The organism is Nocardioides pymetrozini, from assembly GCF_046058985.1.
Taxonomy (GTDB): Bacteria; Actinomycetota; Actinomycetes; order Propionibacteriales; family Nocardioidaceae; genus Nocardioides.
Window position 1 is genome coordinate 1,067,984 of sequence record NZ_CP175556.1, and the last position, 25,430, is coordinate 1,093,413.

Here is a 25,430-nt window from a genome sequence, read left to right on the forward strand (position 1 = left end):
CTCGCGGACCGGGCCCGCCGATCACCCGGCCGCGCTGTCGGCGCCCCGGCGTAGGCTGATCCCGCACCCCCGGTCCTCCGTCGACCGGGGGCGCTCGTGCTGTCCCTCGACCGAAGGTGTGCCCCCGTGAGTCTCGCCGGCCTCGCCGACGCCGTCCTCGCCGACCCGACCCTGTCCGCCGCCTTGGCCGGTGCCGTCGACGGCACCCAGCCCACCGGGGAGCTGACCGGACCGGAGGCGCTGCGCCCGTTCCTGGTGACCGGCCTGGCGCGCGCCGGGCGCCCGGTGCTCGTCGTCACCGCGACGACCCGCGAGGCCGAGCAGCTGGTCGCCGAGCTCGGCGACCTGCTCGACCCTTCCGGCGTGGCCTACTACCCGAGCTGGGAGACCCTGCCCCACGAGCGGCTCAGCCCGCGCAGTGACACCGTCGGTCGTCGGCTCGCCGTCCTCCGTCGGCTGTGCCACCCGGGCAGCGACGCGTCGACCGGGCCGGTCCAGGTCGTCGTCGCCCCGGTCCGCAGCGTCCTGCAGCCGCAGGTGAAGGGCCTCGGCGACCTCGCCCCCGTCGAGCTCGCGACCGGTACGACGGCCGAGATCGAGGAGGTCGTCGCGGGACTCGTCGGCGCGGCGTACTCCCGGGTCGACCTGGTCGAGAAGCGGGGCGAGTTCGCCGTCCGCGGCGGCATCGTCGACGTCTTCCCGCCCACCGAGGAGCACCCGCTGCGCGTGGAGTTCTTCGGCGACGAGGTCGACGAGATCCGGAGCTTCGCCGTCGCCGACCAGCGCACCATCGAGAAGGTCGACCGGCTCTGGGCGCCGCCGTGCCGTGAGCTGCTGCTCACCGACGAGGTCCGGGCCCGGGCTGCCGAGCTGGGCCGCACCCATCCGCAGCTCCTCGAGATCACCGACAAGCTCGCCCAGGGCATCGCCGTCGAGGGGATGGAGGCGCTCATCCCCGCGCTCGTCGACGAGCTCGAGCTGCTCGTCGACCTGATGCCCGCGGACACCCGCGTGCTCGTCCTCGACCCCGAGCGCGCCCGCGCGCGGGCCCACGACCTGGTGGCGACGAGCGAGGAGTTCCTCGCCGCGTCGTGGGCGACCGCGGCCAGCGGCGGTCAGGCGCCGGTCGACCTGCAGGCGGCGTCGTACCAGTCGCTCGGCGACGTCCGCGCCCACGCCCGCGAGCTCGGCCAGAGCTGGTGGACCTTCAGCCCCTTCGGCCTCGACGACGAGGTGCCGAGCTCGGCACAGCCGGCCCCGACGTACCGCGGCGACGTGGCGAAGGCCTTCGCCGACATCGCCCGATGGCGCGCCGAGGGGCACGCCGTCGCCGTCGTGCACGTCGGCCACGGACCGGCGCAGCGCATGGTCGAGGCGCTCGGCGAGCAGGACGTGCCGGCGCGGCTGGTCGACGACCTGCCGTCCGGGCACGTGCTCGACCCGGCCGTCGTCACCATCACCTGCGGCAACCTGGGCCACGGCCTGGTCGACACCGACCGGGGACTCGTGGTCCTCACCGGTGAGGACATCGTCGGCGCCAAGGCGTCCACGCGGGACAAGGGCGCCATGCCCGTGCGCCGCAAGCGGCAGATCGACCCGCTCGAGCTCAAGGCCGGCGACTATGTCGTCCACGAGCAGCACGGCGTCGGCCGCTTCGTCGAGATGAAGCAGCGCGAGGTGCAGGGCGCGGTGCGGGAGTACCTCGTCCTGGAGTACGGCCCGTCCAAGCGCGGCGGCCCGCCGGACCGGCTCTTCGTGCCGGCCGACACGCTCGACCAGGTCACCCGCTACGTCGGCGGCGAGCAGCCGAGCCTCGACCGGCTCGGCGGCGGCGACTGGACCAAGCGCAAGAACAAGGCCCGCAAGGCGGTCCGCGAGATCGCGGCCGAGCTGATCAAGCTGTACGCCGCCCGCCAGGCCACCCAGGGCCACGCCTTCGGCCCCGACACCCCCTGGCAGCGGGAGCTCGAGGACGCCTTCCCGTTCCACGAGACCCCCGACCAGCTCACCACCGTCGACGAGGTCAAGGCCGACATGGAGCGGACGGTCCCGATGGACCGCCTCATCTGCGGCGACGTCGGCTACGGCAAGACCGAGATCGCGGTGCGTGCGGCGTTCAAGGCCGTGCAGGAGGGCAAGCAGGTCGCCGTCCTCGTCCCGACGACGCTGCTCGTCAACCAGCACCTCGACACCTTCAGCGAGCGGATGAGCGGCTTCCCGGTCGTCCTCAAGGCGCTGAGCCGCTTCCAGACCGACAAGGAGGCGGCCGAGACCATCGCCGGGCTCGCCGACGGCACCGTCGACATCGTGGTCGGCACCCACCGCCTCTTCAACGCCGACACGAAGTTCAAGGACCTCGGCCTGATCATCGTCGACGAGGAGCAGCGCTTCGGCGTCGAGCACAAGGAGGCGATGAAGCGGCTGCGGACCTCCGTCGACGTCCTCTCCATGAGCGCCACCCCGATCCCGCGCACTCTCGAGATGGCGATCACCGGCATCCGCGAGATGTCCACGATCACCACGCCGCCCGAGGAGCGGCACCCGGTGCTGACCTACGTCGGCGGCTACGAGGACCGCCAGGTGGTCGCGGCGATTCGTCGCGAGCTGCTGCGCGACGGGCAGGTGTTCTACATCCACAACCGGGTGAGCTCGATCGAGAAGGCCGCGGCGAAGATCCGCGAGCTCGTGCCCGAGGCGCGGGTGGCCACGGCCCACGGCCAGATGGGCGAGCACCAGCTCGAGCAGGTCATGCTCGACTTCTGGGAGAAGAACTTCGACGTGCTCGTCTGCACCACCATCGTCGAGTCCGGCATCGACGTCTCCAACGCCAACACGATGATCATCGAGCGCTCCGACACCCTCGGCCTCTCCCAGCTGCACCAGCTGCGCGGCCGCGTGGGCCGCTCGCGCGAGCGCGCCTACGCCTACTTCCTCTACCCGACCGAGAAGCCGCTGACCGAGACCGCGCACGAGCGGCTCGCCACCCTGGCCCAGCACTCCGACCTGGGCGGCGGCATGGCCATCGCCATGAAGGACCTCGAGATCCGCGGCGCCGGCAACCTGCTCGGCGGCGAGCAGTCCGGCCACATCGCCGACGTCGGCTTCGACCTCTACGTCCGGCTCGTCGGCGAGGCGGTGCGCGACTTCCGCAGCGACGGCGCCGTCCCCGAGCAGCTCGACGAGGTGCGCATCGAGCTGCCCGTCGAGGCCCACCTGCCGCACGACTACATCCCGAGCGAGCGGCTGCGGCTGGAGATGTACAAGCGCCTCGCGGAGGTCCGCTCCGACGCGGACGTCGACGAGATCGCCGCCGAGCTCGACGACCGGTACGGCGAGCCCCCGGAGCCCGTCGCCGCGCTGCTCCTCGTCGCCCGCTTCCGCGCCCGCGCGCGGCAGGCCGGGGTCAAGGAGATCACGACCGTCGGCAAGAACGTGCGCTTCCACCCGGTCGTGCTGCCCGAGTCGCGCACGATCCGGCTCAACCGGCTCTACCCGAAGTCGATCGTGAAGCACCAGCTGGAGTCGATCCTGGTTCCCCGCCCCGGCATCCCCGGCAGGACGGGAACCCCGCTCGAGGGGGTTGCCCTGCTTGAATGGGCCCGACTCGTCATCGACTCGGTCATCGACCCCAAGGAGTGAGCACTGTGCGCCCATCCATCGTGCCGGCGTTCCTGTCCGTGAGCCTCGCGTCCGTGGCGCTGCTCGCCAGCGGGTGCGGCGTGAGCGACAACGAGCTCAGGCCCGGGGTGGCCGCCGAGGTGGAGGGGCGTCAGCTGGCGCTGAGCAAGGTGGACCGGGCCGTGGAGGACTACTGCGCCCTGCGCTCGGCGAACCCGCAGGCTCCGCCCGCGCCGACGGCGTTGATCCGTGCCCAGTTCGTCGTCGGCTGGACCCAGGCGGTCGCGGTCGGCGAGCTGGCCGACGAGCAGGGCGTGACCCTGCCGTCGGAGACCATCGACCGCACCGCCGTCGAGGAGAGCTGGGAGCGGCTCGGCACGATCGACGACGACAACTACGAGACCTTCGAGTGGCTGACCTGGATCCAGCGGCGTCTCGGCGACCCGGTGGCCGAGCTCGGTCAGTCCGAGGCGTCGGGCGAGGACCCGCAGGCGGCGATCGACGCCGGGGTCGACCACGTCACCGACTGGCTCGCCGACCACGACGTCGCGTTCAACCCCGTCTTCGGCTCCTATGACGCGGAGGCCGGCGTCTTCGGTGGCGACCCGCTCTCCGTGCCGGTGAGCAGTGAGGCCAAGGGGGGCGACGACCTGGCCGCGCTCACGCCCGAGCAGGTCGCGAAGCTCCCCGCCGAGCAGCGCTGCGGTCCCGCGGTGGCACCGCCGGTCGCGCCCCAGGGCTGACCCGGTGGCCGACGACGCGGTGGCCGAGTTCGTCGCGGTGATGCGCCGGCTGCGGGCGGAGTGCCCGTGGAAGCAGGAGCAGACCCACCGCTCGCTCGTGCGCTACCTGATCGAGGAGGCCTACGAGACCGTCGACGCCATCGACGACGCCGAGACGAGCGGTGACTACGGCCATCTCGCCGAGGAGCTCGGCGACCTCCTGCTCCAGGTCGTGTTCCACGCCGTGATCGCGGAGGAGCGAGGCGACTTCGGCCTCGACGACGTCGCCCGCGGGATCACCGCGAAGATGAGGCGCCGCAACCCCCATGTCTTCGGTGGCGAGGTCGGCGAGGAGGGGCTGACGGCGGCGCAGGTCGACGAGCGCTGGCAGCGGATCAAGGCGGGCGAGCGCGGCGGCGCGTCCACCGTCGACGAGCTGCCCTCCGCGCTGCCCGCCCTCCTGTACGCGGACAAGGCGCTCGCGCGCCGGGAGCGGGCGGGGCTGACGACGCCCCCGCCCTCCGGACCCGGCCAGGACATCGGCGAGCGCCTGCTCGGGCTGGTCGCCGAGGCTCGTGCCTCGGGTACCGACCCCGAGCAGGCGCTGCGCGACGCCGTGCGCCGGCTGCCCGGCCGGGACTCCCCGGCCTGAGGGGCGATCAGCGGGTGGGGGCCGCGATCCCCTCGACCCGGACCGTCCTGCCGCGCGAGGCGACGACGATGCGGACGGCTCCGGTGTACGGGGCGCCGAAGGTCGTCACCGGGACGACCTGACGAGTGCCGGCGGGACCCTTGAGCGACACCGTGCGCAGGAGCCGCTTGCCGGCGTACACCTTGATCTTGCCGTGTGCCTTCCCCTTGCTGACGACCAGCGCGAGTCGGCGGGCATCGGTGACGGCGTAGGTCGCGGTGGCGCCCGTGCGCTTCGCCGTGAGCGCGCTGCCGGCGAAGCTGCCGGCCACGGAGCGGAGCTTCCACCCCTTCTTGCCCTTCAGCGCGGAGGCGGGGGCGGGCACCGTCCAGGTCCGCGTGGCCGCGGTCGGGTCGGCGTTGCCGGCGGCGTCGGTCGAGGAGACCGACAGCGTGTGCGTGCCCGGCGCGAGGCCGGCCAGGGCGAGCGGTCCCGGCGCGCACGGCAGCGCGGCTCCGTCCAACGTGCACGTGACGCGCGCACCGGTCTCCGTCGTACCGATCCCGAAGGTGGCGTCGGGCGAGACCGCGATCGAGCCTTCCTCGGGACCGCCGGTGACCGTCGTGTCCGGCGCGGTGGTGTCGACCGCTCGCACCGTCCAGGTCCTCACCGCCGGGCTCGGGTCCCAGTTGCCGGCCTCGTCGCGTGCGGAGGCCTCGAGGACGTGCCGACCCGGGGTGAGCCCGTCGACCCGGACGACCCCGCTGTGACACGCCATCGGGCGCCCGTCGATCGTGCAGGCGAAGGCCACGGCGCTCGGCGCGAGCAGGGTGAACTCGGCCGTGGTCGCGGTGGTCGTGGAGCCCTCGACGGGACCGCCGACGAGCGCGGCGTCCGGTGCGGTCGTGTCGACCGTCCACTCCCAGCCGGCGGGGACGGGGTCGACCCAGCTCCCGTTGCGGCCGGCGACGGTCAGCGTGTGGGTCCCGTCCGGGAGGTCGCGCAGATGGGCCTTGCCGTTGGCGCAGACGACCGGCTGGCCGTCGAGGGTGCAGTCGGAGGAGGTGCTCCCCTCGGACGTGAAGGCGAAGTCCGCGCCGCGGCTGTTGGTGAGCTTCGGCGGGGTGGCCGTGAAGCGCGTGTCGAGCGAGAACACCTGGGTCGAGAAGGTGTGGCTCAGGTTCCCGGAGGTGTCGACCGCGCGGACGGCGAAGGTGTGCGCGCCCACGGGCAGCGTGAGGATCCGCGGCGACGTACAGGGCTCCCAGTCACCGGCGGCGAGCTGGCACTCGCTGCGCAGCGCCCCGCTCGCCGTCCAGGCGAACCGGAACTGGCCCTGCACGTTGACCTGCTGGGTCGCGGTGAAGCCGGTCACCGTCGGTGGCTCGGTGTCACGGAAGATCGCGTGGGGGTACTTCTCCACGGAGTTGAACGCACCCGAGTGGACGGCGCAGTCCCGGGTGCCGATGGAGTTGGTCCGGGTCTCGTCGCAGCCCTGCCACTCGACGAACTCGAAGCCGGCCGGAGCGCCGAACCGCGCGGGCCGCAGCCAGATCCACGCCTCCAGCGGCTCCTCGTTGCGGATGCGCGGACAGGTGAGGGTCACCCGGTGGTCCAGGTTGTGCGTGCGGTCGCAGGAGTACGAGCCGCCGTCCTCGAGCGATCCCTCCACCACGTCCACCCGGCCCGCGCCGGTGATGCTCAGCGCGACGGCCACCTGGCCGGCGTGGGCGGCGGACGGAAGGGCGAGCGGGGCCAGACCCAGGAGCGCGGCGAGGGCGCCGAGGGCCAGGCGGGCGAGCGTGCGGGCGTTCATGCGTTCTCCAGGAGGTCGGGCAGGGCGAGCCACTGCTGCCAGGTCAGGTCGCGGCCCACGTAGCGGGGCTGCTCGAGCGGCCACGCCGCGGTGATCCACGCCGGCACGAAGGCGTCGAGCGTCGCCTCGAGCTCGCTGCCGACGGCACTCTCCACGACCCACCACGAGATGTCCGCGTCCGCGCCGACCTTGGCCGGCGGGTCGACGTACACGCAGCCGAGGAGCGCGGTCTCAGCGGCGTCGAAGAGGCCGTAGAGGAAGGACTCGTGGGCGTCGATCTCGGCCGCGTGGTGGGCGAGGTCCTCGATGTCGGCCTCCCGGGTCAGCTCCACCGGCGGCCATCCCCAGGCCTGGCCGTAGATCCCCCACAGGCGGTCGCGCGACGCGCGCACCGCCGGGAGGTCGAGGTCGACGTCGTCGGGGCCCATCGGGCGCAGGTGGTGGTCACCGGTGACGGCGACCCGGGTCGGGTGGGCCCACGACGGGGGCAGCCAGGAGCGCGGAGTGGTCATGGGTCGAGGATCGGCCCCGGCGCTTGCGGCCGGCTTGTGGGTCGCTTGCTGGGGTTGAGTCGTCAGTTGTGACCCGTCGAGTCGTCAGTTGTGACGTGTCGAGTGGTCAGTTCTGGCCGCGGGGGTCGGGGCCTGGGGCTTGCGGATTCACCACGGGATGTAGGCGAATCCGAGGTTCCCGTGCGGAACTCCACCGGGGAAGTGCGGATCGGGCTACATCCCGTGGTGAATCCGCCCCCGGCGACACCCGCCCAGCACCGCCGCCCCCCGCCCGCAGCAGGAATCCGTCACGCCGTCGCCAGCTCCACCATCGCGTCCACGGTGAGGGCCCACCCAGCGGCGACGTCGGCGTCGTACTGGGCATCGCCGCGGGCGGCGCGGGCGGCGTCGGCGGCGCGGGCGATCAGGTCCTCGTCGGGGCGGTAGTAGCCGTAGACGTTGCCGCCGGAGCCCGCGCGCAGCTGCGCGGCCGCGCCGCGGAGGACGCCGACCCGCCCGAGCGCACCGGCGCCGCTGGTGGACTCCGCGGAGAACGCCTCGACGACGGCGAGGGCGTCGAGCAGGTAGGCGAGGTTGGCGTGGTCGCCGGTGTCGTGGCTGAGCCGCACGCCCTCGGCGATCTGCCGGCGGGCGCGACCGGGGTCGCCCTGGGCCATCGACACCTGGATCGCGGTGAACAGCGCGATGTACACCGCGAGCGGGTCGCTACGACGCCGGGCGGCGACGAGCGCCCGGTCGACCAGCGCACCGGCGCCCTCGGCGTCGCCGCGCAGGAGCTCGACCGTGCCGAGCCACACGTGGGACAGCGTCCACAGCCAGTCGTCGCCGAGGCCGGCGACCTCGCACAGCTCGATCGTCTCGCCGAAGACGGCGGCCGCGCGGTCGAGGTCGTCCTGGGCGAGCGCGACCAGCCCGATCCCGCCGTGGGCATAGGGCAGACCCTCGGCGTCGCCGATCCGGCGCGCGAGGGCGGCGCTCTGCTCCCACAACGCGGCCGCCGTCAGGTCCCCCTGGGCGAAGGAGAGCGCGGCGACGACGGACCCGGCGCGCACGCGGACCCGGTCGTCGACGTCCGCGGCGAGGACGCCCTCCATCAGCCGCCGCCCCTCGCGCAGCGCCCCGCGGATCCACCAGAACAGCCACAGGTGCCAGCCCAGCCAGCCCCCGAGGTCGGCCTGCCCCGAGGCGATCGACCACTCGATCGCGGCGACCAGGTTGGCGTGCTCCTGCTCGATCCGGCCGAGCGTCTCGACCGTGCCCTCGCCGCGCAGCGACGGCTCGCAATGAGCGGCCAGGGCGCCGAAGTGGCGCAGGTGGGCGTTGCGCGCAGCGCGCTCGGCGTCGGGCGTCAGCCGGGTGACGGCGTACTGCGCCACCGGCTCCAGCAGGCGGAAGCGCGGCCCCGGGGCCACCGCGACCAGCGACTGGTCGACCAGCGACTCCAGCAGGGCGAGGACGTCGGCGCGCGCCACCACGCCCTCCAGTACGGCGACCGCGGCCTCGATTCCGAAGCCACCGCTGAACACGGCGAGCCGCGGGAAGGCCGCCTGCTCGACGGGGGAGAGCAGCTCGAAGCTCCAGTCGATCGCCGAGCGCATGGTGCGCTGCCGCGGTGGCAGGTCGCGGGCGCCCTCGGCGGCCATCACCTCGTCGAGCCGGGCCAGGATCTCCGCGGGCGGGAGCAGCCGGACCCGGGCGGCGGCGAGCTCGATGGCGAGCGGGATGCCGGCAAGGCGCTGGCACAGCTGGGCGACCACCGGGTCCGCCGCGCTCGGTGCGTCGGCTCCCGTCGCGGCCGCCCGGGTCGCGAACAGCTCGCTGGCGGCGGGAAGGTCGAGCGGGGGCAGCGGGAAGAGCACCTCGCCGCGGACCCGCAGCGGGGTCCGGCTCGTCACCAGGATCCGCAGGCCCGGGCAGGCGGCGGCGAGCGTGGCGACCTCGGGCCACGCGTCGAGGAGGTGCTCGGCGTTGTCGAGGAGCAGCAGCCGCTCGCGGTCGTCGCGGAGCAGGTCGAGCAGCGCGGTGAACGGGTCGCCGCCCTCGGCGACGCCGACTGCGTGCGCGATGGCGGGGATCACCGCCGACGGGTCGTGCAGCGGCGCCAGTGGCACGAGCGTCACGCCGTCGGCGAAGGACGACTCCGCGGCGGCGGCGACGGCGAGTGCGAGCCGGGTCTTCCCGCAGCCGCCCACCCCGGTCACGGTGACGAGCCGCGAGGTCGGGGAGCGCAGTACGTCGACCAGGTGGGCGACGTCGCGCTCGCGCCCGATCAGCGGGCCGAGCAGGTCGGTCGAGGGGATCGCGCTGGGGCGGGACGCCTGGCGGGGCGGTGGGACGGCCGCGGGCGCGGAGGCGGCCGCGGGGCGGAGGGCGGGATCCTGCTCGAGGATCTGCTGGTGCAGGCGCTGCACGGCCGGGCCCGGGTCGACACCGAGCTCGTCGACGAGCTGGGCGCGGAGGTCGGCGTACTCCTCGAGCGCGTCGGCCTGCCGGCCGGCGAGGTAGAGGGCGCGCATGAGCCGTCCGCGCAGCGACTCCCGCAGCGGGTGCTGGCGCGCCAGGCCGGTCAGCCGGGCGACCGCCGCGTCCGGCCCGCCGAGCTCGATGTCCAGCTCCGCGGCGAGCTCCTCACCGGTGAGCCGCAGGCCCTCCAGGCGCAGCGCCTCGGTCTGGGCGAACGGCTGCGGTACGTCGGCGAGGGGGGTGCCGCGCCACCAGCCGAGCGCCTCGGCCAGGTGCGCCTGGGCCGCCTGCGGGCCGTCCGCGGCCCGGGCGGCGCGGGCGGCCTCGATGCCGGAGGCGAGGCGGTCCGCGTCGACGGCGCCGGGCGGCAGGTCGAGCCGGTAGCCGGGTGGTGCCGTCGCGATCTCCGCGGGCACGCCGGCGGCCCGCAGGCGCGCCCGCAGCCGGGAGATGACGGCCTGGAGGTTGGCCAGGGTTCCGCCGCGCGCGCTCTCGCCCCACACCCGGTCGAGCAGGGTGTCGGTGGACACCACCCGGCCGGCGTCGACCGCCAGGGCCGCGAGGGTCTCGCGGTGTCGCGGGGAGCCGACATCGACCGGCGCACCTGCGGCGTCGAGCACCTCGAGCGGGCCCAGCAGGCGCAGCGGTACGTGGTCCCGGGGGTCTGGCACCGGGCAAGGGTAGAGGGATCGCGCGACGCGCGCGGTCAGTTCCGGGGGTTCCTGGCCGCGGGGACGGCCCGCAGCGCGGAGTGGGGGAGGGCCGGGCTGCGGTGGCCGTCGCGGCCCACCATCTCCCGGTTGACGACGAGCGCGTTGAGCACCGACTCCTCGACCGCCTCGACGACGGCGGTGTAGAAGGGGTCGATCGCTCCCCAGGGCACCAGCTGCTGGTCGGCCAGCTCCGTGGGGACCGGCGCGAGCTGGCTGCGCAGGCCCGGCGCCGGCGCGGTGGAGAAGGCCAGGAAGATGTCGCCGGAGAAGTGGCCGCCGGCGGTCCCGGTCCGCGCCAGTCCCAGAGGCACCCGCCGGGCGAGGGCCTTGCACTGGTGGGGCAGCAGGGGCGCGTCGGTGGCGACCACGACGATGACCGACCCGGCGCCGGCGGGCACCAGGTCGCGCTCGAACCAGGTCGTGTCCTCCATCGGGTTGTCCTCGCGCAGCGTCCGCCCGAGTGGGGTGCCCCGTACGACGAGCTCCTCCCGGGAGCCGAAGTTCGCCTGGACCAGCACCCCCACCGTGTACGACGTGCCGCCGAAGCGCACCCGTCGCGACGAGGTCCCCGTCCCGCCCTTGAAGGCGTAGCAGTTCATGCCCGTGCCGCCGCCGACCGAGCCCTCCGGCACTGGGCCCGAGGTGGCGGCGTCCAGGGCCGCCCGCGCGTGCTCGGGCCGCACGTGGTCGCCGTTGATGTCGTTGAGATAGCCGTCCCAGGTCTCCCCGCACACGGGGAGCAGCCACTGGGCGGCGAGGCGGGGGTGGACCTCGTTGACCCAGGCGACCACGCCGGTGTGGCAGGCGCCGACGGCGTGGGTGTTGGACAGGGTGACCGGCATCGTCAGGGCGCCGGACTCCTCGATCCAGGTGGTGCCGGTCAGCTCGCCGTTGCCGTTGAGCGAGTACCAGCCGGCCGCGCACGGCTCACCGACGCCGTCGCGTCCCCGCGGCAGGATCGCGGTGACACCGGTGCGCACGTCGGTGCCGCGCACCAGCGTCTCGACGCCGACCGTCACGCCGGGGACGTCGGTGATCGCGTTGGCCGGGCCCGTCTCGCCGGGCAGGTCGAGCAGGTCGCGGGCTCGGGGGTCAGTGGGCACGGGTCACCTCTCGGTCGGGGACGATGTCGGCGCAGGCCGTCGCCAGGCGGGCGTAGCCGCAGATCAGGTCGACGACGCGGTCGTAGTGCAGCGAGCGGATGCCGACGACGATGTGCTCGCCGTAGGCGTCCTCGAGCGCGACCAGGTTCTGGGCGAGGTCGGTCGGGTCGGCCGCGAGCCGGAAGTGGCCCTGGGCGACCCCGACCTCGAGGATGCCGACGTAGATCGCGACCTGGGTGTCGTACAGCGCGGTGAACAGCTCCGCGTTCGTCTCGCGCAGGCGCAGGTGGCCGTCGAGCTGGTAGAGGGCGGCGACCAGGTCGTCCTCGGCGGTCGCCGGGAGCCCGCCGCGGATGGTGGCGACGAGCTTGTCGCGAGCGTCCGGGTACTGGGTCACCAGGGCGAGGCGGTCGTCGTAGAAGCGCTTCCGCGCGCGTGCGTGGACCTCGTTGAGGAGCCCCTCCACGTCGTCGAAGTAGTAGTGGACGGTCCCCGAGGAGACGCCCGCCCGGGCGGCGACGTCCCGGATCCGCAGGCCGGCGGCGCCCGACTCGCGGAGCACCTGGAGCGCCGCGGTCACGATCTCGTCGCGCCGCCGCTCCTGGTCCTTGAACCGTGCCACCCGTCCTCCTCGGCACTCGAATCTGACGACCCATCAGCGAATTCCGAGGGTACAGATTGCCTATTGACAACGGTATCGAAGCAGTTCTTTGATTCGGAGTCAAAGAAAGGGGACCCATGTCCGAGCTGAACCCCCACGGCACGCCCATCGAGGCGCCGGTCGCACCGGCAGCGTCCGTGGACCGGTACGAGCAGCAGCTCGCCCGGTCGCTGACGATGCGCGAGAACATCCTCATCACGCTCTCGTCGGTCACGCCGGCGTCGAGCGTCTTCATCATCGTCCCGGCGGTGCTGCTCGGCGTCGGTGGAGCGTCGGTGCTCACCCTCGTCCTGGCTGCGCTCGCCGCCGTGCTGGTGGGCCTCTGCTACGCCGAGCTGTCCGCGACCTATCCGGTCACGGGCGGCGAGTACACCTGGGCCGCGCGCCTGCTCGGCCGGCCGCTCGGCTTCGCGACCTTCCTGCTGGCGCTGGTGAGCGGGATCCTGATCATCGCGGTGATCGCGCTCGGCACGGGCGACTACCTGGGCGCCGCCTGGTCCGGGCTGGACGGGAAGTGGGTCGGCGTCGCGGTGATCGTCGCGACGACGGTGGTCGCGGCGCTCGACATCCGCACGAACGCCTGGGTCACCGGCGTCTTCCTCGCGACCGAGCTGCTCGCGCTGGTCGTCCTCGCCGTGCTCGGCTTCGTGCACGCCGAGCGCGGGCCGGGCGTCTTCCTCTCTCCCCAGACGATGGGGGAGCACGGCCTGGACTCCGTCGGGGTCGCGGCGGTCATCACCCTGCTGCCGGTGGCGCTGTTCGCGTTCAACGGCTACGGCGCGGCCGTCTACTACGTGGAGGAGACCAAGGACGCCAACCGCACCATCGGCCGCGTCATCCTGGTCTCCCTCGCCGTGACGGCGCTCGTCGAGATCGTCCCGCTCGCCGCTGTCGTGATGGGCGCCCCGAGCATGACCGCCCTCCTGGGCAGCGATGCGCCGATGAGCTACTTCCTGGTCGAACGGGGCGGCTCGGCCCTCAACACGGTGATCAGCGTGGGCATCGCGCTCGCGATCGTGAACGCGGTGATCGCGATCATCATCCAGATCGCGCGGCTCGTGTACGCCTCGGCGCGGGACCGCTCGTGGCCCGGCCCGGTGGACGACGTCCTCGGAAGGGTCCATCCACGCTTCCGCTCGCCGATGAACGCCACCTTCCTCGTCGGCGCCGTCGCCGCGACGGCGGCCGCGTTCGTTCCCCTGTCGTGGCTGATCACGGCGACCGGCGCATCCGTCGCGGTCGTCTACCTGGTCGTGGGCGCGTGCGCCCTGCGCCTGCGCCGGCCGGGGATCGCACCCTCGCGGGGCTACCGCATGCCCGGCTGGCCGGTCGCGCCCGTGCTGCTGATCGCCGGCATGGTCTACGTCTGCGTCCAGGTGGGCCGAGACGCGCCGTCGCAGCTCGCGGTCAGCCTGGTGACGATGGCCGTGGGCATCGCGTACTACTTCGGCTTCATCCACCCGCGCCGCGGCGACCGGTGGACCCTGCCTGAGCCCATCGAGGAGGAGTGAGAGTCAGGTAGCCCCCGCTCCGTCACTCGACGAGAATCGAGAGCTCCTGGCGCGCGACGTTCTTCGGCACACTTGCATCAGCGACCTGCACTGTGAAGCCGTAGCTGCCCGAGGTGGTCGGCCTGCCGGTGATGGCACCGCCCAGCGTGAGCCGAAGCCCTGGGGGCAGGGTCCCGGCGACCAGCGACCAGGTCCGGGTCGCCCTGCCGCCCGTGGCCTTGAGGTAGGTCGAGTACCAGACACCCTTGCGAGAGATCGGCAACGCTGTCGTGGTGACTGTCATCGGGGCGACATCGATCGAGAGAGTGCGCGTCGCCTCGCGCTTCGGAACACTGGCGTCCGTCACTTTCACGGTAAACGTCGATGAGCCGGGCCCCGCCGGGGTGCCTGTGACGTAGCCGCCCGCGCTGAGCCGGAGGCCCGCTGGGAGTGAGCCCGAGACGACCGACCAGGTATGGGTCGCCCGGCCGCCCAGGACCTGAAGGCGCGTTGTCGGGTAGGGGGCGCCGGCCAGCCCATCGGGGAAGGAGCCGGTGACGACCGTCATCGGATGCGTCCGCAGGGTCAACCGCTGTGCCGCCGTCTTGCCGGCCGCATCCCTGGCCTTCACCGTGAATGTGTAGGTCCCAGCGACGGCCGGAGTGCCTGCCAGGTTGCCGTAGGGCCCCAGGCGCAGCCCGGGCGGCAGCGATCCGGTCGCCGACCAGCTCACCTGCCCCGATGCTCCGACGGCCGTGAGCGTCTGCGCGTAGCTCTTGCCGGCATACGCGTCGGGCAGGCTCAAGGTCGACACCGCCATGGGGGAGACCGCGATGCAGTACGTGGCCTCCGCCACTTCGCCCTTCGCGTCGGTCACCGTGACCCCGAACCAGGAGGAGCCGAGCGCGGTCGGCGTCCCGGAGACAGTGCCAGCCTCGGTCAGGGAGAGCCCTTCGGGCAACTCGCCGTCGGTCACCGCCCAGCTGTAGGGCGCGGTGCCGCCCGACGCGACCAGCCGCGCGGTGTACGGCTTGCTGATGGCAGCGGGAGGCAAGGGCACGTCAGAGGTGCGAACCGCCGACTCGGCCGGATCGGTGCCGTCGCTCGACGCTGGTGGGAGCGCCTGCCACGAGGGGGCCCACGATCGACTTGCGCTGCCCGAGCTGTTGAGGTCGGCCTGACCGGTGCCGTCGGCGTTCATGCTGACGATCCAGTGCCCACCGATAGCGGAGCGGGCGTAGGCGATCTTCGAGCCATCCGGTGACCAGGTCGGGAAGGTGTTCACGAATTCGTCAGTCGTCAGGCGCGTCTGCCCGGTGCCGTCGGCATTCATGACGTAGATCTGATTGTTGCCGGTGCGGTCGTTGATGAACGCGATCTTGGTTCCGTCGGGTGACCAGGAGGGCATGTCATCGAGGCTGCTGTTCGTCGTCAGGCGCGTCTGCCCGGTGCCGTCGGCGTTCATGACGTAGATGTCGTTACTGGCCCAGAAGTCCCGGCCGCTGGCGAACGCGATCTTCGTGCCGTCGGGCGACCATGACGGGTAATAGTCGACCGAGGGGGTGTCGGTGAGGCGGGTCTGTCCGGTGCCGTCGGCGTTCATCACATAGATCTCGCTGTCCCCGTCCCTCTCGCTGGCGAACGCGATCCGCGTTCCGTCGGGCGACCAGGTCGGCTGCCAACTGATGTGCGAGTTCTCGGTGAGGCGAGTCTGTCCGGTGCCGTCGGCGTTCATGACATAGATCTCTCAGTTGCGAGTGTCGCGGGCGCTCGCGAAGGCGATCTTGGTTCCGTCGGGTGACCAGGCGGGATGGTCGTCATCCGTGACGTCTGTGAGCCGGGTTGAGCCGGTGCCGTCGGGATTCATCGCGTAGATCGCCCACACCCCGCCGCGGTCGCTGGTGAAGGCGATCAGACCGTTGCGGGCGCTGCATGAGGCGGCGTGGGCTGGAGCCGGGGCGACCACGACCAGCCCGGTGCAAGCGAGCGCCACTCCGGTCAGAACACGCGTCCACCTCATCAGAGCTCGCCACCCATCGTGTGTACCCCATTTCCTAACGAGCCCTCGGGAGCGGCCCCTGCTTCGGATGGTCCGCAGCCTCCCACACGTCCTGCTGAGGCGCAGGAAAACCTCGATCGGGCGCCGGGCATCAGCAGGTCGGCAGCGCGCCGACCGGTACGACGACCCGGTCCATCTCCTCCCCGCCGTCGCAGGTCATCAGGGCCACGGTCGCCAGGCCGTCCCGCTCGCCGACCACCTCCCAGTGGCCGCCGGAGGCGATCCAGCGGTCGAGGGCGGCGCCGGCCTCAGCGGACACCGGACGCCGCCCAGGCGGTGGCGGTGACCGTGAACGGGCCGGCGCCGAGCTCGGCCCGGAGCAGCGCGACCACGCGCTCCTGCTGGTCCGCGTCGAGGGCGGCGAAGGCGACGCCGGCGGTGCCGACGCCGAGCGTGTACGGCTCCCACCACGCGTCGAAGGACGCGAAGTCGACGGCGACCGTCAACGGGACCTCGGAGACCTCGCGGAGACCGGCGGCGGAGAGCAGCCGGGTGAGGTCGCCCGCGTGCGAGCCGGGAAGGCCGGTCTCGTCGGTCACCGAGGGGTCGACCGCCAGGACCGCCCGCCAGAAGTCCGACAGGGCGCCGCTGCCGCCGCCGTGGTCCCACACGCAGGCGCTGACCCGGCCGCCGGGACGGGTCACCCGCCGCATCTCGGCCAGCCCGGCCGCGGGATCGGACATGAAGTGCACGACCAGCTGGGCCAGGGTCGCGCCGAAGGCCTCGTCGGGGAACGGGAGGTCCTCCGCCGCGGCCTGGCGGACGTCGGCCCCCGGGTGGGCCGCAGCGGCGGCCGACACGAAGGTGGCGACGGGATCCACGGCGGCGACGAGCGAGGCGCCCTGGCGTCGTACCAGCTCGGAGGTCAGCATCCCCGGGCCGCAGCCCACGTCGAGGACCGGCGAGGACGGGGCGATGCCGGCCAGCCCGAGGTCCGCGAACAGCGGCGCGAGGGGAGTGGAGAACCTCCCCATGAAGCTGACATAGGCGTCCGCCACCTCGAACATGGCCACGCCGCGATCATTCTCCGCGACCGGCGGCTTGTCCATCGGTCCGGACCGTCACGCAGCAGCGTCCCGGGTCGGGCTCGAGGCGGGCCGTGACCCCGGCGCACCCGAGCCCGTCGGCGACGCCTTGCACGAAGGACCGGTTGAGGCCGCAGACCAGGGCGGTGTGCTTCTGGGCGAGTGCGTCGAAGGGACAGTTCTCCAGGGCCACGGCGTCGGGACTGACGGACGGCTCGTAGCCCTGCCCGGCCAGCACCGTCGCGAGCTCGGGCAGCCCGGCGGGCGACGGTACGCCGGCCGCCTCCTCGGCCACGGAGCGGCCCTCGGCGTGGGCGGACTCCGCGAGCGCGGCGTCGAGGTCCGCTCCCGCGCCGGCCCGGCCCACGGCGCCGGCGAGGATGTCGCCGACCAGGTCGTAGCGCCGGGGCGGCAGGGTGACCGCGAACTCGCGCGGCGAGCGCCGGTAGAGCTTGCTCGGGCGCCCCGCGCCCGGCCCGCTGCGCCCGCTCAGCCGGCGGAACTCGACCTCGAGGAGCCCCTGCTCGGCGAGGCGGTCGAGGTGGAAGCTCACCGTGTGCTTGGCGATGCCCAGGGCCGCGGCCGTGGCGTCGCGTCCGACCGCGTCGGGCTGCCGGGCGACGTACTCGTAGAGCGCGCGCCGGGTCGGGTCGGCGAGCGCCCCGATCGCGGCGGCGCCGGAGCCCAGGCCGTCGACGTCCACGGGGCGAGTCTAAAACAGACTCCACTTGACACAAGAGGGGTCGGAGGAGTCTAAATAGAAGGAACTTCAATTTTAGAGAAAGGGGTCGCCATGACCACCGACCACGCCCCCTCACGACGACCGGCCGCAGCGGCCTCACCGGTCCGGACGGAGCGTTCCTGCTGCTCCGCTCCGTGTTCACCGTCGCGCCGATCGTCTTCGGCCTCGACAAGTTCGCCGACGTCCTCGTCGACTGGGACGTCTACCTCGCCCCGTGGGTCGACGACCTGGTGCCGGGCAGTGCCGACCAGGCGATGTACGCCGTGGGGGTGGTCGAGGTCGTCGCGGGCCTCGTCGTCGCCTTCGCCCCGCGCTACGGCGGCCCGCTGGTCGCCCTCTGGCTGGCCGGCATCATCGTCGACCTCGTGAGCACGGGGGAGTACTACGACATCGCGCTGCGCGACGCCGGGCTGCTCTCGGCAGCGCTCGCGCTGACCCTGCTCGCCTGGGGCCGGACGGCGGACAGCGCCTCCAGCCGCGGCGCGAGATAGGCCAGCCCGGCGGCGACGACGAGCGCGAGGCCCTGGGCGACCTGCTGCCAGAAGGTCGGCACGCCGACCAGGGTCAGCCCGTTCTGCAGGATGCCGAGGAAGGCCACGCCGAGCACGACGCCGAACAGGGTGCCCGAGCCACCGGTCAGGGCGACGCCGCCGACCAGGACGGCGGTGAGCACGGCGAGCTCGAAGCCGGTGCCCGCCGTACCGGACTGCACGGCGCCGAGCACCGAGGCCTTGATCGCGCCGGCGAGCGCAGCGCAAGCGCCGGTCGCGAGGAAGAGCGCGAACGGCACGGTGCGCACCCGGACACCCGACAGGTAGGCCGCCTCGCGGGAGACGCCGATCGCGTAGATGTGGCGGCCCACGGGGGTGAGCGCGAGCACGGCGCCGGCGACGAGGACGACCAGCAGCGCGATCGCGACCGGGGAGGGGAGCCCGGCGACCTCGGCCCCGCCGAGCCAGGCGAAGGAGTCGCCGAAGCTGGTGAGCGGCAGCGGCGCGAACTGCTGGGCGAGGCCGCGCACCGCCGTGAGGGTGCCGAGCGTGACGATGAACGGCGAGAGCCCGACCACGCAGCACAGGAAGCCGTTGACGGCGCCGACCGCGAGGCCCGCGACGAGGGAGAGCAGCACGCAGGTCAGCAGGCTGCCGCCGTGCTCGGAGGCGAGCCAGCCGGCGGCGACCGCGCCGAGCGCGTACGTCGAGCCGACCGACAGGTCGAGATAGCCGCTGATGACCAGCAGCGCGGACGGGACCGCGACGATCGCGAGGGTGGCGCTGTCGGTGGCGATGCCCAGCAGGTTCTGGCTGCCGACGAAGCTGCCGGTCGCGAGCTCGAAGCCCACGGCCATCAGGACGATGACCGGGATGAGCGGATAGCGTGCGAGCTGGCGTGGGTGGGCGGATGCGTTCATGACAGGTGCTCCTGGAGGTCGGAGTCGGACTGGTGGACCGCGCGCAGCAGGGCGTCCTCGTCGAGCGCGTCGCCGGCGAGCTCGCTCACGACCCGGCCGTCCTGCATGACCAGCGCGCGGTCGGCGAGCGCGACGACCTCCTCGGGGTCCGTGGACGCGAAGAGGACCGCCGTACGACGCTCGCTCGCGATGGCGCGCACGACCTGGTAGATCTCGTGGCGCGCCCGGACGTCGACGCCCTGCGTGGGCTCGTCGAGCAGGAGCACCGTGGTCGGCAGCAGGCCGTTCACCCACCGGCCGAGCAGCAGCTTCTGCTGGTTGCCGCCGGAGAAGGCGCGTGCGGGCGCCTCGGGCGTGCTCGGATGGACGGACAGAGAGGCCGCGAGGGCGCTGAACGCGCGCCGCTCCGCTCCGCGCCGGCGTACCCCGAGGCGGGCGAGGGCGCCCTGGGCGGGCAGGAGTGCGTTGTCGAGGGCCGAGAGCGAGCCGAACAGCCCCTGGCCGGCCCGGTCGCCCGGCACGAGAGCGAGACCGGCCGCGAGGGAGGCGCGGGGCGCGGCACGGGTGAGACGCCGCCCGCCCACGGTGACGGATCCCTGCCGGGCCCGGCGGCCGAACAGCATCTCCAGGGTGCGCGTGCGGCCGGAACCGATCAGGCCGTAGAGGCCGACGATCTCGCCCGGCCGGACGTCCAGGTCGACCGGACCGACGCCCGCCCCGGTGAGCCCGCGCACCTGCAGCTGCGGGGGATCGGCCGGATGGACCGGGCCGCGCGGTGGGAGGTCCGCCGGCGGCTCGGCGATCGCCTCGATGATGTCGCGTCGGGACTTGCCGTGCAGCGAGGTGCTCACGTGCACCCGGCCGTCGCGCAGGACCGTCATCCGGTCGGCCAGCCGCTCGACCTCGCCGAGCAGGTGCGTGACGTAGCAGATCGCGAGGCCCTGCTCCTGGAGCGCGCCGACGGTCCGCTCCAGGGCGCCGATCTCGTGCGACGACAGGGCGGCCGTCGGCTCGTCCAGGATCAGCGCGACGGGGTCCCGGCTGAGAGCCTTGGCGATCTCCACGAGCTGGCGCTGGCCCATCGGGAGCTCGCCGACCCGGCGGTCGACCGCACAGGTGGCGCCGAGGCGGTCCAGCAGGGCCCGTGCGGCCGCGCGCTGGCCCGCGCGGTCGACGACGCCGCGCCGCCGGTGCTCCTGGCCGAGGAAGATGTTGTCGACCACCGACAGCGAGTCGACCAGGCTGAGGTGCTGGTAGATGATCGCGATCCCCGCGTCGATGGACTGGCGCGGGGAGAGCCCGGCGTAGCTGCGGCCCGCGACCTCGATCGTCCCGCCGTCCGGGCTGAACGCGCCGCCGAGCGCCTTGATCAGCGTCGACTTCCCGGCCCCGTTGTGGCCCAGGAGGGCATGCACCTCGCCCGAGGCGATGGTCAGGTCCACGCCGCGCAGGGCGTGCACGCCGCCGAACGACTTGCGCAGCCCGGTGATCTGCAGTGTCACCGCGCTCAGCCGTACTGCGCGATGATCTCGTCGAGCAGCGCGTCACCCTGCTTGACCAGGGTGATCGGCACGTCGGCGCTGGCCTCGGCGTCGCTCTTGCCGTCCGCGACGGCGAGCGGTACGTCGATCACCGCGTTGCCGATGTCGCGCAGCTGCAGGGCCGCGGAGGCGCGGTAGAAGGTGCCCCTCCGGATCAGCTCGAGCGAGCCGAGGTCGCCGTCCTGCCCGCCGACGTAGGTCCGCGCGTCGTCCTCCGCGCGACCCGACTCCACGAGCGCCTTGTAGGCGCCGAAGGCGGCGCCGTCGGTGATGCCGAGGACCACCTGGACGTCCGGGTGCTTGGCGAGGATCGCCTTGGTCTTGGAGAGCGCGGTGTCCGGGTCGATCGCCTGCTCACGGCCGACGACCTCCATGTCGGGTGCGGCCTGGGTGAACGCCTCGATCATGCCCGCCGTCCGCTCGCGGCCGAGCTGGATGGTGTCGTCGACGAGGAAGGCGACCTTGCCGCGGCCGCCGAGCTGCTCCTGGGCCCAGGCCGCCGCATCGGCGCCGAGCTGGCGCCCGCCCTCCTCGAAGCTGAACGTGATCGACGCGCTCTGGTTCTCCAGGGTGCCGCCGTAGGTCACCCAGATGATGCCCGCGGACAGGGCCCGCGCGGCCTGGGCCTCGAGCGCCTCGAAGACCATGGGGAAGGAAACGATCGCGGGCACCTTCTTGGCGATCAGCGTGTCGAGGTTCGTGGCCTGCACGTCCGGCTTGCCGTTGTCGTTGGTCTGCTCGAGGGAGACGCCCCGCTCCTTCGCCCGCGCCTTGGCGAAGCGGGCGACCCCTGCGTAGACCGGCAGGAAGGTGAAGGGGTAGTCCCAGGCGACGGTGTCGACGTCCTTGCTGGACCCGGCGACCCGGTCGCCGGAGGACTTCGTGGTGGCGGGGGCCGTGCAGGCCGAGGCGAGGACGGCGGCCCCGATGCCGCCGGTCCAGGAGAGGAAGGTCCGCCGGTCGAGGGGGTGCTTCGCGGTGGTGCTCATGGTGCTGCTCCGTTCGGGTGGAGGGGTCACGACGCGGCGGGGACGCCGGCCTGGATGTCGTCGAGGAGGGGCACGACCTGGTCGATCACCGCCGTCTGGTGCGGCTGCAGCTCCAGGCCGGCCATCCCCGCGAAGATCGGCTCGTAGGGGTCGGGCAGTGGGTCGGTCACGCCGGCCAGCGCCTCGATGACGGCGAGGCCGCAGAAGGGGACGTACACCGGGTTGTAGCCGCCCTCGTGGCTCATCGCGAGGCGGCCCTCGCAGTGCCGGGCGGCGAGGTCGAGCAGGCGCTCGGTCATCTGGCGGTAGGTGCCGCTGGTCAGCGCCTGCCGGGCGAGCGGGTCTGCCGCGTTGGCGTCGAAGCCGCTCGCGACCAGGATCAGGTCCGGCCGGAAGCGGTCGATGGCGGGCGTCACCACGCGGTCGAACGCGGAGAGGTAGCCGCCCGCCCCGGTCCCCGGGGGGAGCGGCACGTTGACGGCGTACCCGTGGCCGGCGCCGGTGCCGCGCTCGGTGACGTCGCCGGAGTCGGGCGGGAAGACGCGGTCCTGGTGCAGCGAGATGGTCAGCGTGTCGGGGTCGTCGTAGAAGGCCTTCTGGGTGCCGTTGCCGTGGTGGACGTCCCAGTCGAGGACCGCGATCCGCTCGACGCCGTGGGTACGGCGCACGGCGCGCGCCGCGATGGCGAGGTTGCCGAACATGCAGAAGCCCATGCCGGTCTCGGGCTCGGCGTGGTGGCCGGGCGGGCGGATCAGCGCGTAGGCGTTGTCGACCCTGCCCTCGACGACCGCCGCCGTCGCCTCGATCATGCCGCCCGCGGCGAGCCGCCCGATCTCGATCCCGCCGGGCCCGAAGGGGCTGAGACCGTCGCCGGAGTCCCCGCCCTTGGGTGCCTCGCTGCCGGCCTTGATCCGCGCGAGGTGCTCCTCGGTGTGGACTGCGAGGATCTCCTCGTCGGTGGCCTTGCGGGGCGCGAGCCGGGTCAGCCGGTCGATGACCCCCGAGACGACGACCAGCTCGTGGATGCGTCGCTTGGTCTCGGCGTTCTCGAAATGCTGGAGCGGCTGGATGCCGGCGCGGTGGTCGGCGGGGAACAGGCCCGCGTTGGTTCCGGTGTCGTGCCAGCCGAAGAGCTCGTGGTACAGGTAGCCGGTCGCCATCGCGCCTCCCGGGGGTGTGGCGCCGGTGGTTCCGGCGCGGTCCCGCCATCGTGGGACCGCGATGTGACCTGGGTCATGGGCAGATCTGCCAGTCTTGGCGCCGATCCGGCTCCGCTGACGCTCAGGTGACCGGCCGGCCGAGGACGCGGGCGAGGGAGCGCACCGACTCCGGGTCGGCCGAGGGGAGCAGGACTCCGGCGGCGGTCGCCTTCGCGGCGGCGCCGGCCCGCGACGGGGTGTCCAGCCGGGCGAGGATGGCCTCGACGTGGGCCGCGACCGTGCGTTGGGTGAGGCAGAGCTCGTCGGCGATCTCGCGGTTGCCCGCCCCGGTCGCGACCGCGGTGAGCACCTCGAGCTGGCGCAGGGTCAGGCCGAGCGTGGACGCCGCGGGACGGGTCGCGACCGTGCACGGTTGATGGGTCGCGGCACGCCCGGACGGGCAGTGCACGCGGACCTCCACCAGCCGCCCGGCCTGCTGGTGCAGGAAGGTGGCGAACCTGGTGCCCGAGCCGAGGATCGAGCGGACGATGCCCAGCAGCTCCGTGTCGAGGGCGGCGTGCAGCGGAGCCCGCCCGACGACCGGCGTCGCCCGCCCTGCGGCGTCGAGCCGTACGGCGGCGTACTCGGGCGGGAGGGTGACATCGGGCGAGGAGCAGGTGGCGACCGTGGTCAGGCGCGCGAAGGCGCGGCCCAGCGGCGCCAGGGCGCCGACGAGCTCGGGCGCGAAGTCGCGGGTGCTCCGCGCCGACAGGTGCAGCAGGCCGACCAGGCGCGCGCCCGGGTCGCGCAGCGCGATCGAGATGCCGTCGTCGTAGCCGGCGGGGTGGAGGACCTCGCGGTAGTGATCGGAGCCGCGGAAGTGGAACGGGTCGTCCTCGTCGATGCGCAGCCCGCCGGTGGCGGCGAGGACCCGGCGCCCGTGCGGCGAGGGGGCCAGCTCGGCGCGGAGATGGCTGGAGACCTCGGGGGAGTAGCCGACGCTGGCGACGGTCTGGAAGGCGGGGGCCTGCAGGTCGTCGGCATGGGTCAGCGCGGTGTCGAGCTGGCAGGCGGCGGCGCCGCCGTCCTCGGCCAGGCGCTCCAACAGCTGTGGCGCCGCGGTCGCGGCCTCGTCGGGCGCGTCGAGAGAGGCCAGGTCGCCGAGGAGGTCGATCAGGCGGTCCGAGACGGGGTGCCGGGTGCTCACCCGGTCGGCTGCGTGCATGCTTCCCCCAGCGGGCGGACAGGGTTGAGGTCACTCACCGTAGGGACCGGCGACGGCCGCGACAAGAGCCGTGGCGGATCCTGGGATTTTCCGCTCACCGTCTTGCGAAGGTGGCCGCAGAGGCCGTACGTTCGGATGCGAATGAAATCGTTTGGATCAAAACGATCTTGGTCGCCGGCTCGTCGAGGGGGCTCTCATGACCGCTGTCCGGGCGGACGGCGCGACGTCGATGGTGGCGCCGTGACCCGCCGGCCGCTGATCGCGATCCCCGCGCGCTTCTCGGCGTCCGCGTCGGCCCTGCGCTATGCCGCGGACGTCACCGCCCGCGCCCTGGCGCACGCGGTGTACGCCGCCGGCGGAGAGCCGCTCGCGGTGCACCCGGTCGCGCCCGGTGCGGAGGTCGACGCGACGGAGGTCGCCGCCCGCCTCTGGTACGCCGACGGCGTGCTGCTGCCCGGCGGTGGCGACCTGGCCGCGCGGTGGGCGGGGCAGCGGGCGCACGCGACCGAGTACGACGTCGACGAGGAGCAGGACGCCTTCGACCTCGCGGTGGCCCGCCACGCGCTCGGTGTCGGCCTGCCGCTGCTCGCCATCTGTCGGGGCAACCAGGTCGTCAACGTCGCCCTCGGCGGGGACCTGGTCCAGGACCTGGGCGAGCGCACCCACCGTCACGTCGTCCAGGAGATCGCCGTCGCGCCGGACTCGGTCCTGGCCGGGATCGTCGGCACGACGCCGACCATCTCGTGCTACCACCACCAGGGCATCGGGCGCCCCGGGCGCGGCCTCCGCGCCGTCGCGCACGCCGCCGACGGGGTCGTCGAGGCGGTCGAGCTCGACGGCGCCCGGGGCTGGTATCTCGGCGTCCAGTGGCATCCGGAGGACACGGCGGCGACGGACTCGGCACAGGCCGGCCTCTTCGGGGCGCTGGTGGAGCAGGCGCGCCTGCGGGCCTGCTCCCGGGCGTGAGGGGCGGCCCGGTCTACGCCTCGTCGTTGCCCTCCACGGCGTTGACCACGTCGCGCAGGGTCTTGGTGAAGGCGCTGACCTTGCGCTCGGAGAGCTGGCTGATGATCTCCGACTCCACGGCGTTGAACTCCGGGTAGAGCTGCTCCATCAGCCGGACCCCGTCGGGGGTGAGGCGCAGCCGGACCAGGCGCCGGTCCTGCTCGTCGCCCTCGCGAGCGATCAGGCCGCGGCCCTCGAGGGTCTTCACGACGCCGGTCAGGGTGGCCTTCGAGATGTCCGCCGACTCGGCGACGTGTCGGGTCTCCATGCCGTCCCAGATCCAGACGACCCAGAGCACCACGAAGCCGGTCCAGGTCATGTCGTGCTGGCGCAGCACCCGGTTGGTCAGCTCGCTGCGCACGGCGTTGGCCGCGCGGAACAGGTTGGACAGGGCGTTCGCTGCGGCGAAGTCCAGGGGGAGCTCGCCCACGTGGTCCTTCATGGCGCGCTCGGTCTCCTCGAGCGTGTGGCGGTCCGGCATGCGGTCAGCGTAGCCGCGCGGCTCGCCGGCGATCGGCGCAGCCGAGATCGTTCGGAAACAAACATTTTTCCGAAAAGCTGGACC

General features: G+C 73.3%; 22 protein-coding genes. 6 read left to right on the forward strand and 16 right to left on the reverse strand.

Going from position 1 to position 25,430, the window contains the following annotated elements; genetic code table 11:
• The first annotated feature begins 126 nt into the window (after positions 1–126).
• Genes mfd through ACJ5H2_RS05160 form a run of 3 tightly spaced genes read left to right on the forward strand, consistent with a single transcriptional unit; the run spans position 127 to position 4,992 of the window.
• Positions 127–3,639 (forward strand): transcription-repair coupling factor, encoded by a 3,513-nt coding sequence (gene mfd / locus ACJ5H2_RS05150; RefSeq protein WP_408898498.1) that lies wholly within the window; start codon positions 127–129, stop codon positions 3,637–3,639.
• A 5-nt stretch (positions 3,640–3,644) separates the two neighbouring features.
• The gene (locus tag ACJ5H2_RS05155) at positions 3,645–4,361 is read left to right on the forward strand and encodes a hypothetical protein (protein WP_408898499.1); all 717 of its coding nucleotides are present in this window, start codon (positions 3,645–3,647) and stop codon (positions 4,359–4,361) included.
• 4 nt (positions 4,362–4,365) lie between these two features.
• Positions 4,366–4,992, forward strand: coding sequence for a MazG nucleotide pyrophosphohydrolase domain-containing protein (locus ACJ5H2_RS05160; RefSeq protein ID WP_408898500.1), 627 nt, complete (start codon positions 4,366–4,368; stop codon positions 4,990–4,992).
• Between the two features lie 7 nt (positions 4,993–4,999).
• Here the strand turns inward: ACJ5H2_RS05160 and ACJ5H2_RS05165 are convergent, their stop codons facing one another.
• From ACJ5H2_RS05165 to ACJ5H2_RS05185, 5 genes are all read right to left on the reverse strand, one after another.
• Positions 5,000–6,787: a hypothetical protein gene (locus ACJ5H2_RS05165; protein WP_408898501.1), complete on the reverse strand. Its 1,788-nt coding sequence runs from the start codon at positions 6,785–6,787 to the stop codon at positions 5,000–5,002.
• Positions 6,784–7,299 (reverse strand): hypothetical protein, encoded by a 516-nt coding sequence (locus ACJ5H2_RS05170; RefSeq protein ID WP_408898502.1) that lies wholly within the window; start codon positions 7,297–7,299, stop codon positions 6,784–6,786. Before ACJ5H2_RS05170 ends, ACJ5H2_RS05165 begins: the two co-directional genes overlap by 4 nt.
• A 287-nt stretch (positions 7,300–7,586) precedes the next feature.
• Complete coding sequence (locus ACJ5H2_RS05175; protein ID WP_408898503.1) at positions 7,587–10,433, reverse strand: BTAD domain-containing putative transcriptional regulator; 2,847 nt, start codon at positions 10,431–10,433, stop codon at positions 7,587–7,589.
• 35 nt (positions 10,434–10,468) lie between these two features.
• The gene (locus ACJ5H2_RS05180) at positions 10,469–11,578 is read right to left on the reverse strand and encodes a P1 family peptidase (RefSeq protein ID WP_408898504.1); all 1,110 of its coding nucleotides are present in this window, start codon (positions 11,576–11,578) and stop codon (positions 10,469–10,471) included.
• Positions 11,568–12,200 (reverse strand): TetR/AcrR family transcriptional regulator, encoded by a 633-nt coding sequence (locus tag ACJ5H2_RS05185; RefSeq protein ID WP_408898505.1) that lies wholly within the window; start codon positions 12,198–12,200, stop codon positions 11,568–11,570. The genes ACJ5H2_RS05180 and ACJ5H2_RS05185 overlap by 11 nt, the downstream gene beginning before the upstream one ends.
• Positions 12,201–12,316: 116 nt before the next feature.
• Between ACJ5H2_RS05185 and ACJ5H2_RS05190 the strand changes: the two genes are divergently transcribed.
• Positions 12,317–13,750, forward strand: coding sequence for an APC family permease (locus ACJ5H2_RS05190; protein WP_408898506.1), 1,434 nt, complete (start codon positions 12,317–12,319; stop codon positions 13,748–13,750).
• Between the two features lie 22 nt (positions 13,751–13,772).
• Here the strand turns inward: ACJ5H2_RS05190 and ACJ5H2_RS05195 are convergent, their stop codons facing one another.
• From ACJ5H2_RS05195 to ACJ5H2_RS05215, 5 genes are all read right to left on the reverse strand, one after another.
• Positions 13,773–15,464: a putative Ig domain-containing protein gene (locus ACJ5H2_RS05195; RefSeq protein ID WP_408898507.1), complete on the reverse strand. Its 1,692-nt coding sequence runs from the start codon at positions 15,462–15,464 to the stop codon at positions 13,773–13,775.
• Positions 15,465–15,476: 12 nt separating this feature from the next.
• Complete coding sequence (locus ACJ5H2_RS05200) at positions 15,477–15,749, reverse strand: TolB family protein (protein WP_408898508.1); 273 nt, start codon at positions 15,747–15,749, stop codon at positions 15,477–15,479.
• A gap of 130 nt (positions 15,750–15,879) precedes the next feature.
• Complete coding sequence (locus ACJ5H2_RS05205) at positions 15,880–16,047, reverse strand: hypothetical protein (protein ID WP_408898509.1); 168 nt, start codon at positions 16,045–16,047, stop codon at positions 15,880–15,882.
• Positions 16,037–16,795, reverse strand: coding sequence for a class I SAM-dependent methyltransferase (locus ACJ5H2_RS05210; protein WP_408899588.1), 759 nt, complete (start codon positions 16,793–16,795; stop codon positions 16,037–16,039). The genes ACJ5H2_RS05205 and ACJ5H2_RS05210 overlap by 11 nt, the downstream gene beginning before the upstream one ends.
• A 13-nt stretch (positions 16,796–16,808) precedes the next feature.
• Positions 16,809–17,516: a helix-turn-helix transcriptional regulator gene (locus ACJ5H2_RS05215; protein ID WP_408898510.1), complete on the reverse strand. Its 708-nt coding sequence runs from the start codon at positions 17,514–17,516 to the stop codon at positions 16,809–16,811.
• Between the two features lie 173 nt (positions 17,517–17,689).
• Here ACJ5H2_RS05215 and ACJ5H2_RS05220 point away from each other — a divergent pair, with 173 nt between their 5' ends.
• Entirely contained in the window at positions 17,690–18,046 is a 357-nt protein-coding gene (locus tag ACJ5H2_RS05220; RefSeq protein WP_408898511.1) for a hypothetical protein, read from the forward strand.
• Here the strand turns inward: ACJ5H2_RS05220 and ACJ5H2_RS05225 are convergent.
• From ACJ5H2_RS05225 to ACJ5H2_RS05245, 5 genes are all read right to left on the reverse strand, one after another.
• On the reverse strand, positions 17,938–18,966 hold the full coding sequence (locus ACJ5H2_RS05225; RefSeq protein ID WP_408898512.1) for an ABC transporter permease: 1,029 nt from the start codon (positions 18,964–18,966) through the stop codon (positions 17,938–17,940). The two genes, ACJ5H2_RS05220 and ACJ5H2_RS05225, sit on opposite strands and share 109 nt — an antisense overlap.
• Positions 18,963–20,468, reverse strand: coding sequence for a sugar ABC transporter ATP-binding protein (locus ACJ5H2_RS05230; protein WP_408898513.1), 1,506 nt, complete (start codon positions 20,466–20,468; stop codon positions 18,963–18,965). The genes ACJ5H2_RS05225 and ACJ5H2_RS05230 overlap by 4 nt, the downstream gene beginning before the upstream one ends.
• Positions 20,469–20,473: 5 nt before the next feature.
• Positions 20,474–21,496 (reverse strand): sugar ABC transporter substrate-binding protein, encoded by a 1,023-nt coding sequence (locus ACJ5H2_RS05235; protein ID WP_408898514.1) that lies wholly within the window; start codon positions 21,494–21,496, stop codon positions 20,474–20,476.
• 26 nt (positions 21,497–21,522) lie between these two features.
• Positions 21,523–22,656 carry a class II histone deacetylase gene (locus ACJ5H2_RS05240; RefSeq protein WP_408898515.1) on the reverse strand — a complete coding sequence of 378 codons (1,134 nt, stop codon included), beginning with the start codon at positions 22,654–22,656 and terminating at the stop codon, positions 21,523–21,525.
• Between the two features lie 121 nt (positions 22,657–22,777).
• The gene (locus tag ACJ5H2_RS05245; protein WP_408898516.1) at positions 22,778–23,860 is read right to left on the reverse strand and encodes a response regulator transcription factor; all 1,083 of its coding nucleotides are present in this window, start codon (positions 23,858–23,860) and stop codon (positions 22,778–22,780) included.
• 240 nt (positions 23,861–24,100) lie between these two features.
• Here ACJ5H2_RS05245 and ACJ5H2_RS05250 point away from each other — a divergent pair, with 240 nt between their 5' ends.
• Positions 24,101–24,826 carry a gamma-glutamyl-gamma-aminobutyrate hydrolase family protein gene (locus ACJ5H2_RS05250; RefSeq protein WP_408898517.1) on the forward strand — a complete coding sequence of 242 codons (726 nt, stop codon included), beginning with the start codon at positions 24,101–24,103 and terminating at the stop codon, positions 24,824–24,826.
• Positions 24,827–24,839: 13 nt separating this feature from the next.
• Here ACJ5H2_RS05250 and ACJ5H2_RS05255 read toward each other — a convergent pair whose 3' ends face one another.
• Positions 24,840–25,346 carry a MarR family winged helix-turn-helix transcriptional regulator gene (locus ACJ5H2_RS05255; protein ID WP_408898518.1) on the reverse strand — a complete coding sequence of 169 codons (507 nt, stop codon included), beginning with the start codon at positions 25,344–25,346 and terminating at the stop codon, positions 24,840–24,842.
• Positions 25,347–25,430: the final 84 nt, after the last annotated feature.

What these genes read in the sequence shown, in the direction of transcription:
- ACJ5H2_RS05190 (WP_408898506.1), top strand. Translation starts at nt 12,317, where the DNA reads ATGTCCGAGCTGAACCCCCACGGCACGCCCATCGAGGCGCCGGTCGCA.
- ACJ5H2_RS05240 (WP_408898515.1), bottom strand. Translation starts at nt 22,656, where the DNA reads ATGGCGACCGGCTACCTGTACCACGAGCTCTTCGGCTGGCACGACACC.
- ACJ5H2_RS05200 (WP_408898508.1), bottom strand. Translation starts at nt 15,749, where the DNA reads ATGAGGTGGACGCGTGTTCTGACCGGAGTGGCGCTCGCTTGCACCGGG.
- ACJ5H2_RS05235 (WP_408898514.1), bottom strand. Translation starts at nt 21,496, where the DNA reads ATGAGCACCACCGCGAAGCACCCCCTCGACCGGCGGACCTTCCTCTCC.
- ACJ5H2_RS05255 (WP_408898518.1), bottom strand. Translation starts at nt 25,346, where the DNA reads ATGCCGGACCGCCACACGCTCGAGGAGACCGAGCGCGCCATGAAGGAC.
- ACJ5H2_RS05165 (WP_408898501.1), bottom strand. Translation starts at nt 6,787, where the DNA reads ATGAACGCCCGCACGCTCGCCCGCCTGGCCCTCGGCGCCCTCGCCGCG.
- ACJ5H2_RS05245 (WP_408898516.1), bottom strand. Translation starts at nt 23,860, where the DNA reads ATGCACGCAGCCGACCGGGTGAGCACCCGGCACCCCGTCTCGGACCGC.
- ACJ5H2_RS05225 (WP_408898512.1), bottom strand. Translation starts at nt 18,966, where the DNA reads ATGAACGCATCCGCCCACCCACGCCAGCTCGCACGCTATCCGCTCATC.
- ACJ5H2_RS05210 (WP_408899588.1), bottom strand. Translation starts at nt 16,795, where the DNA reads ATGTTCGAGGTGGCGGACGCCTATGTCAGCTTCATGGGGAGGTTCTCC.
- ACJ5H2_RS05170 (WP_408898502.1), bottom strand. Translation starts at nt 7,299, where the DNA reads ATGACCACTCCGCGCTCCTGGCTGCCCCCGTCGTGGGCCCACCCGACC.
- ACJ5H2_RS05195 (WP_408898507.1), bottom strand. Translation starts at nt 15,464, where the DNA reads ATGAACGCCGACGGCACCGGACAGACTCGCCTCACCGAGAACTCGCAC.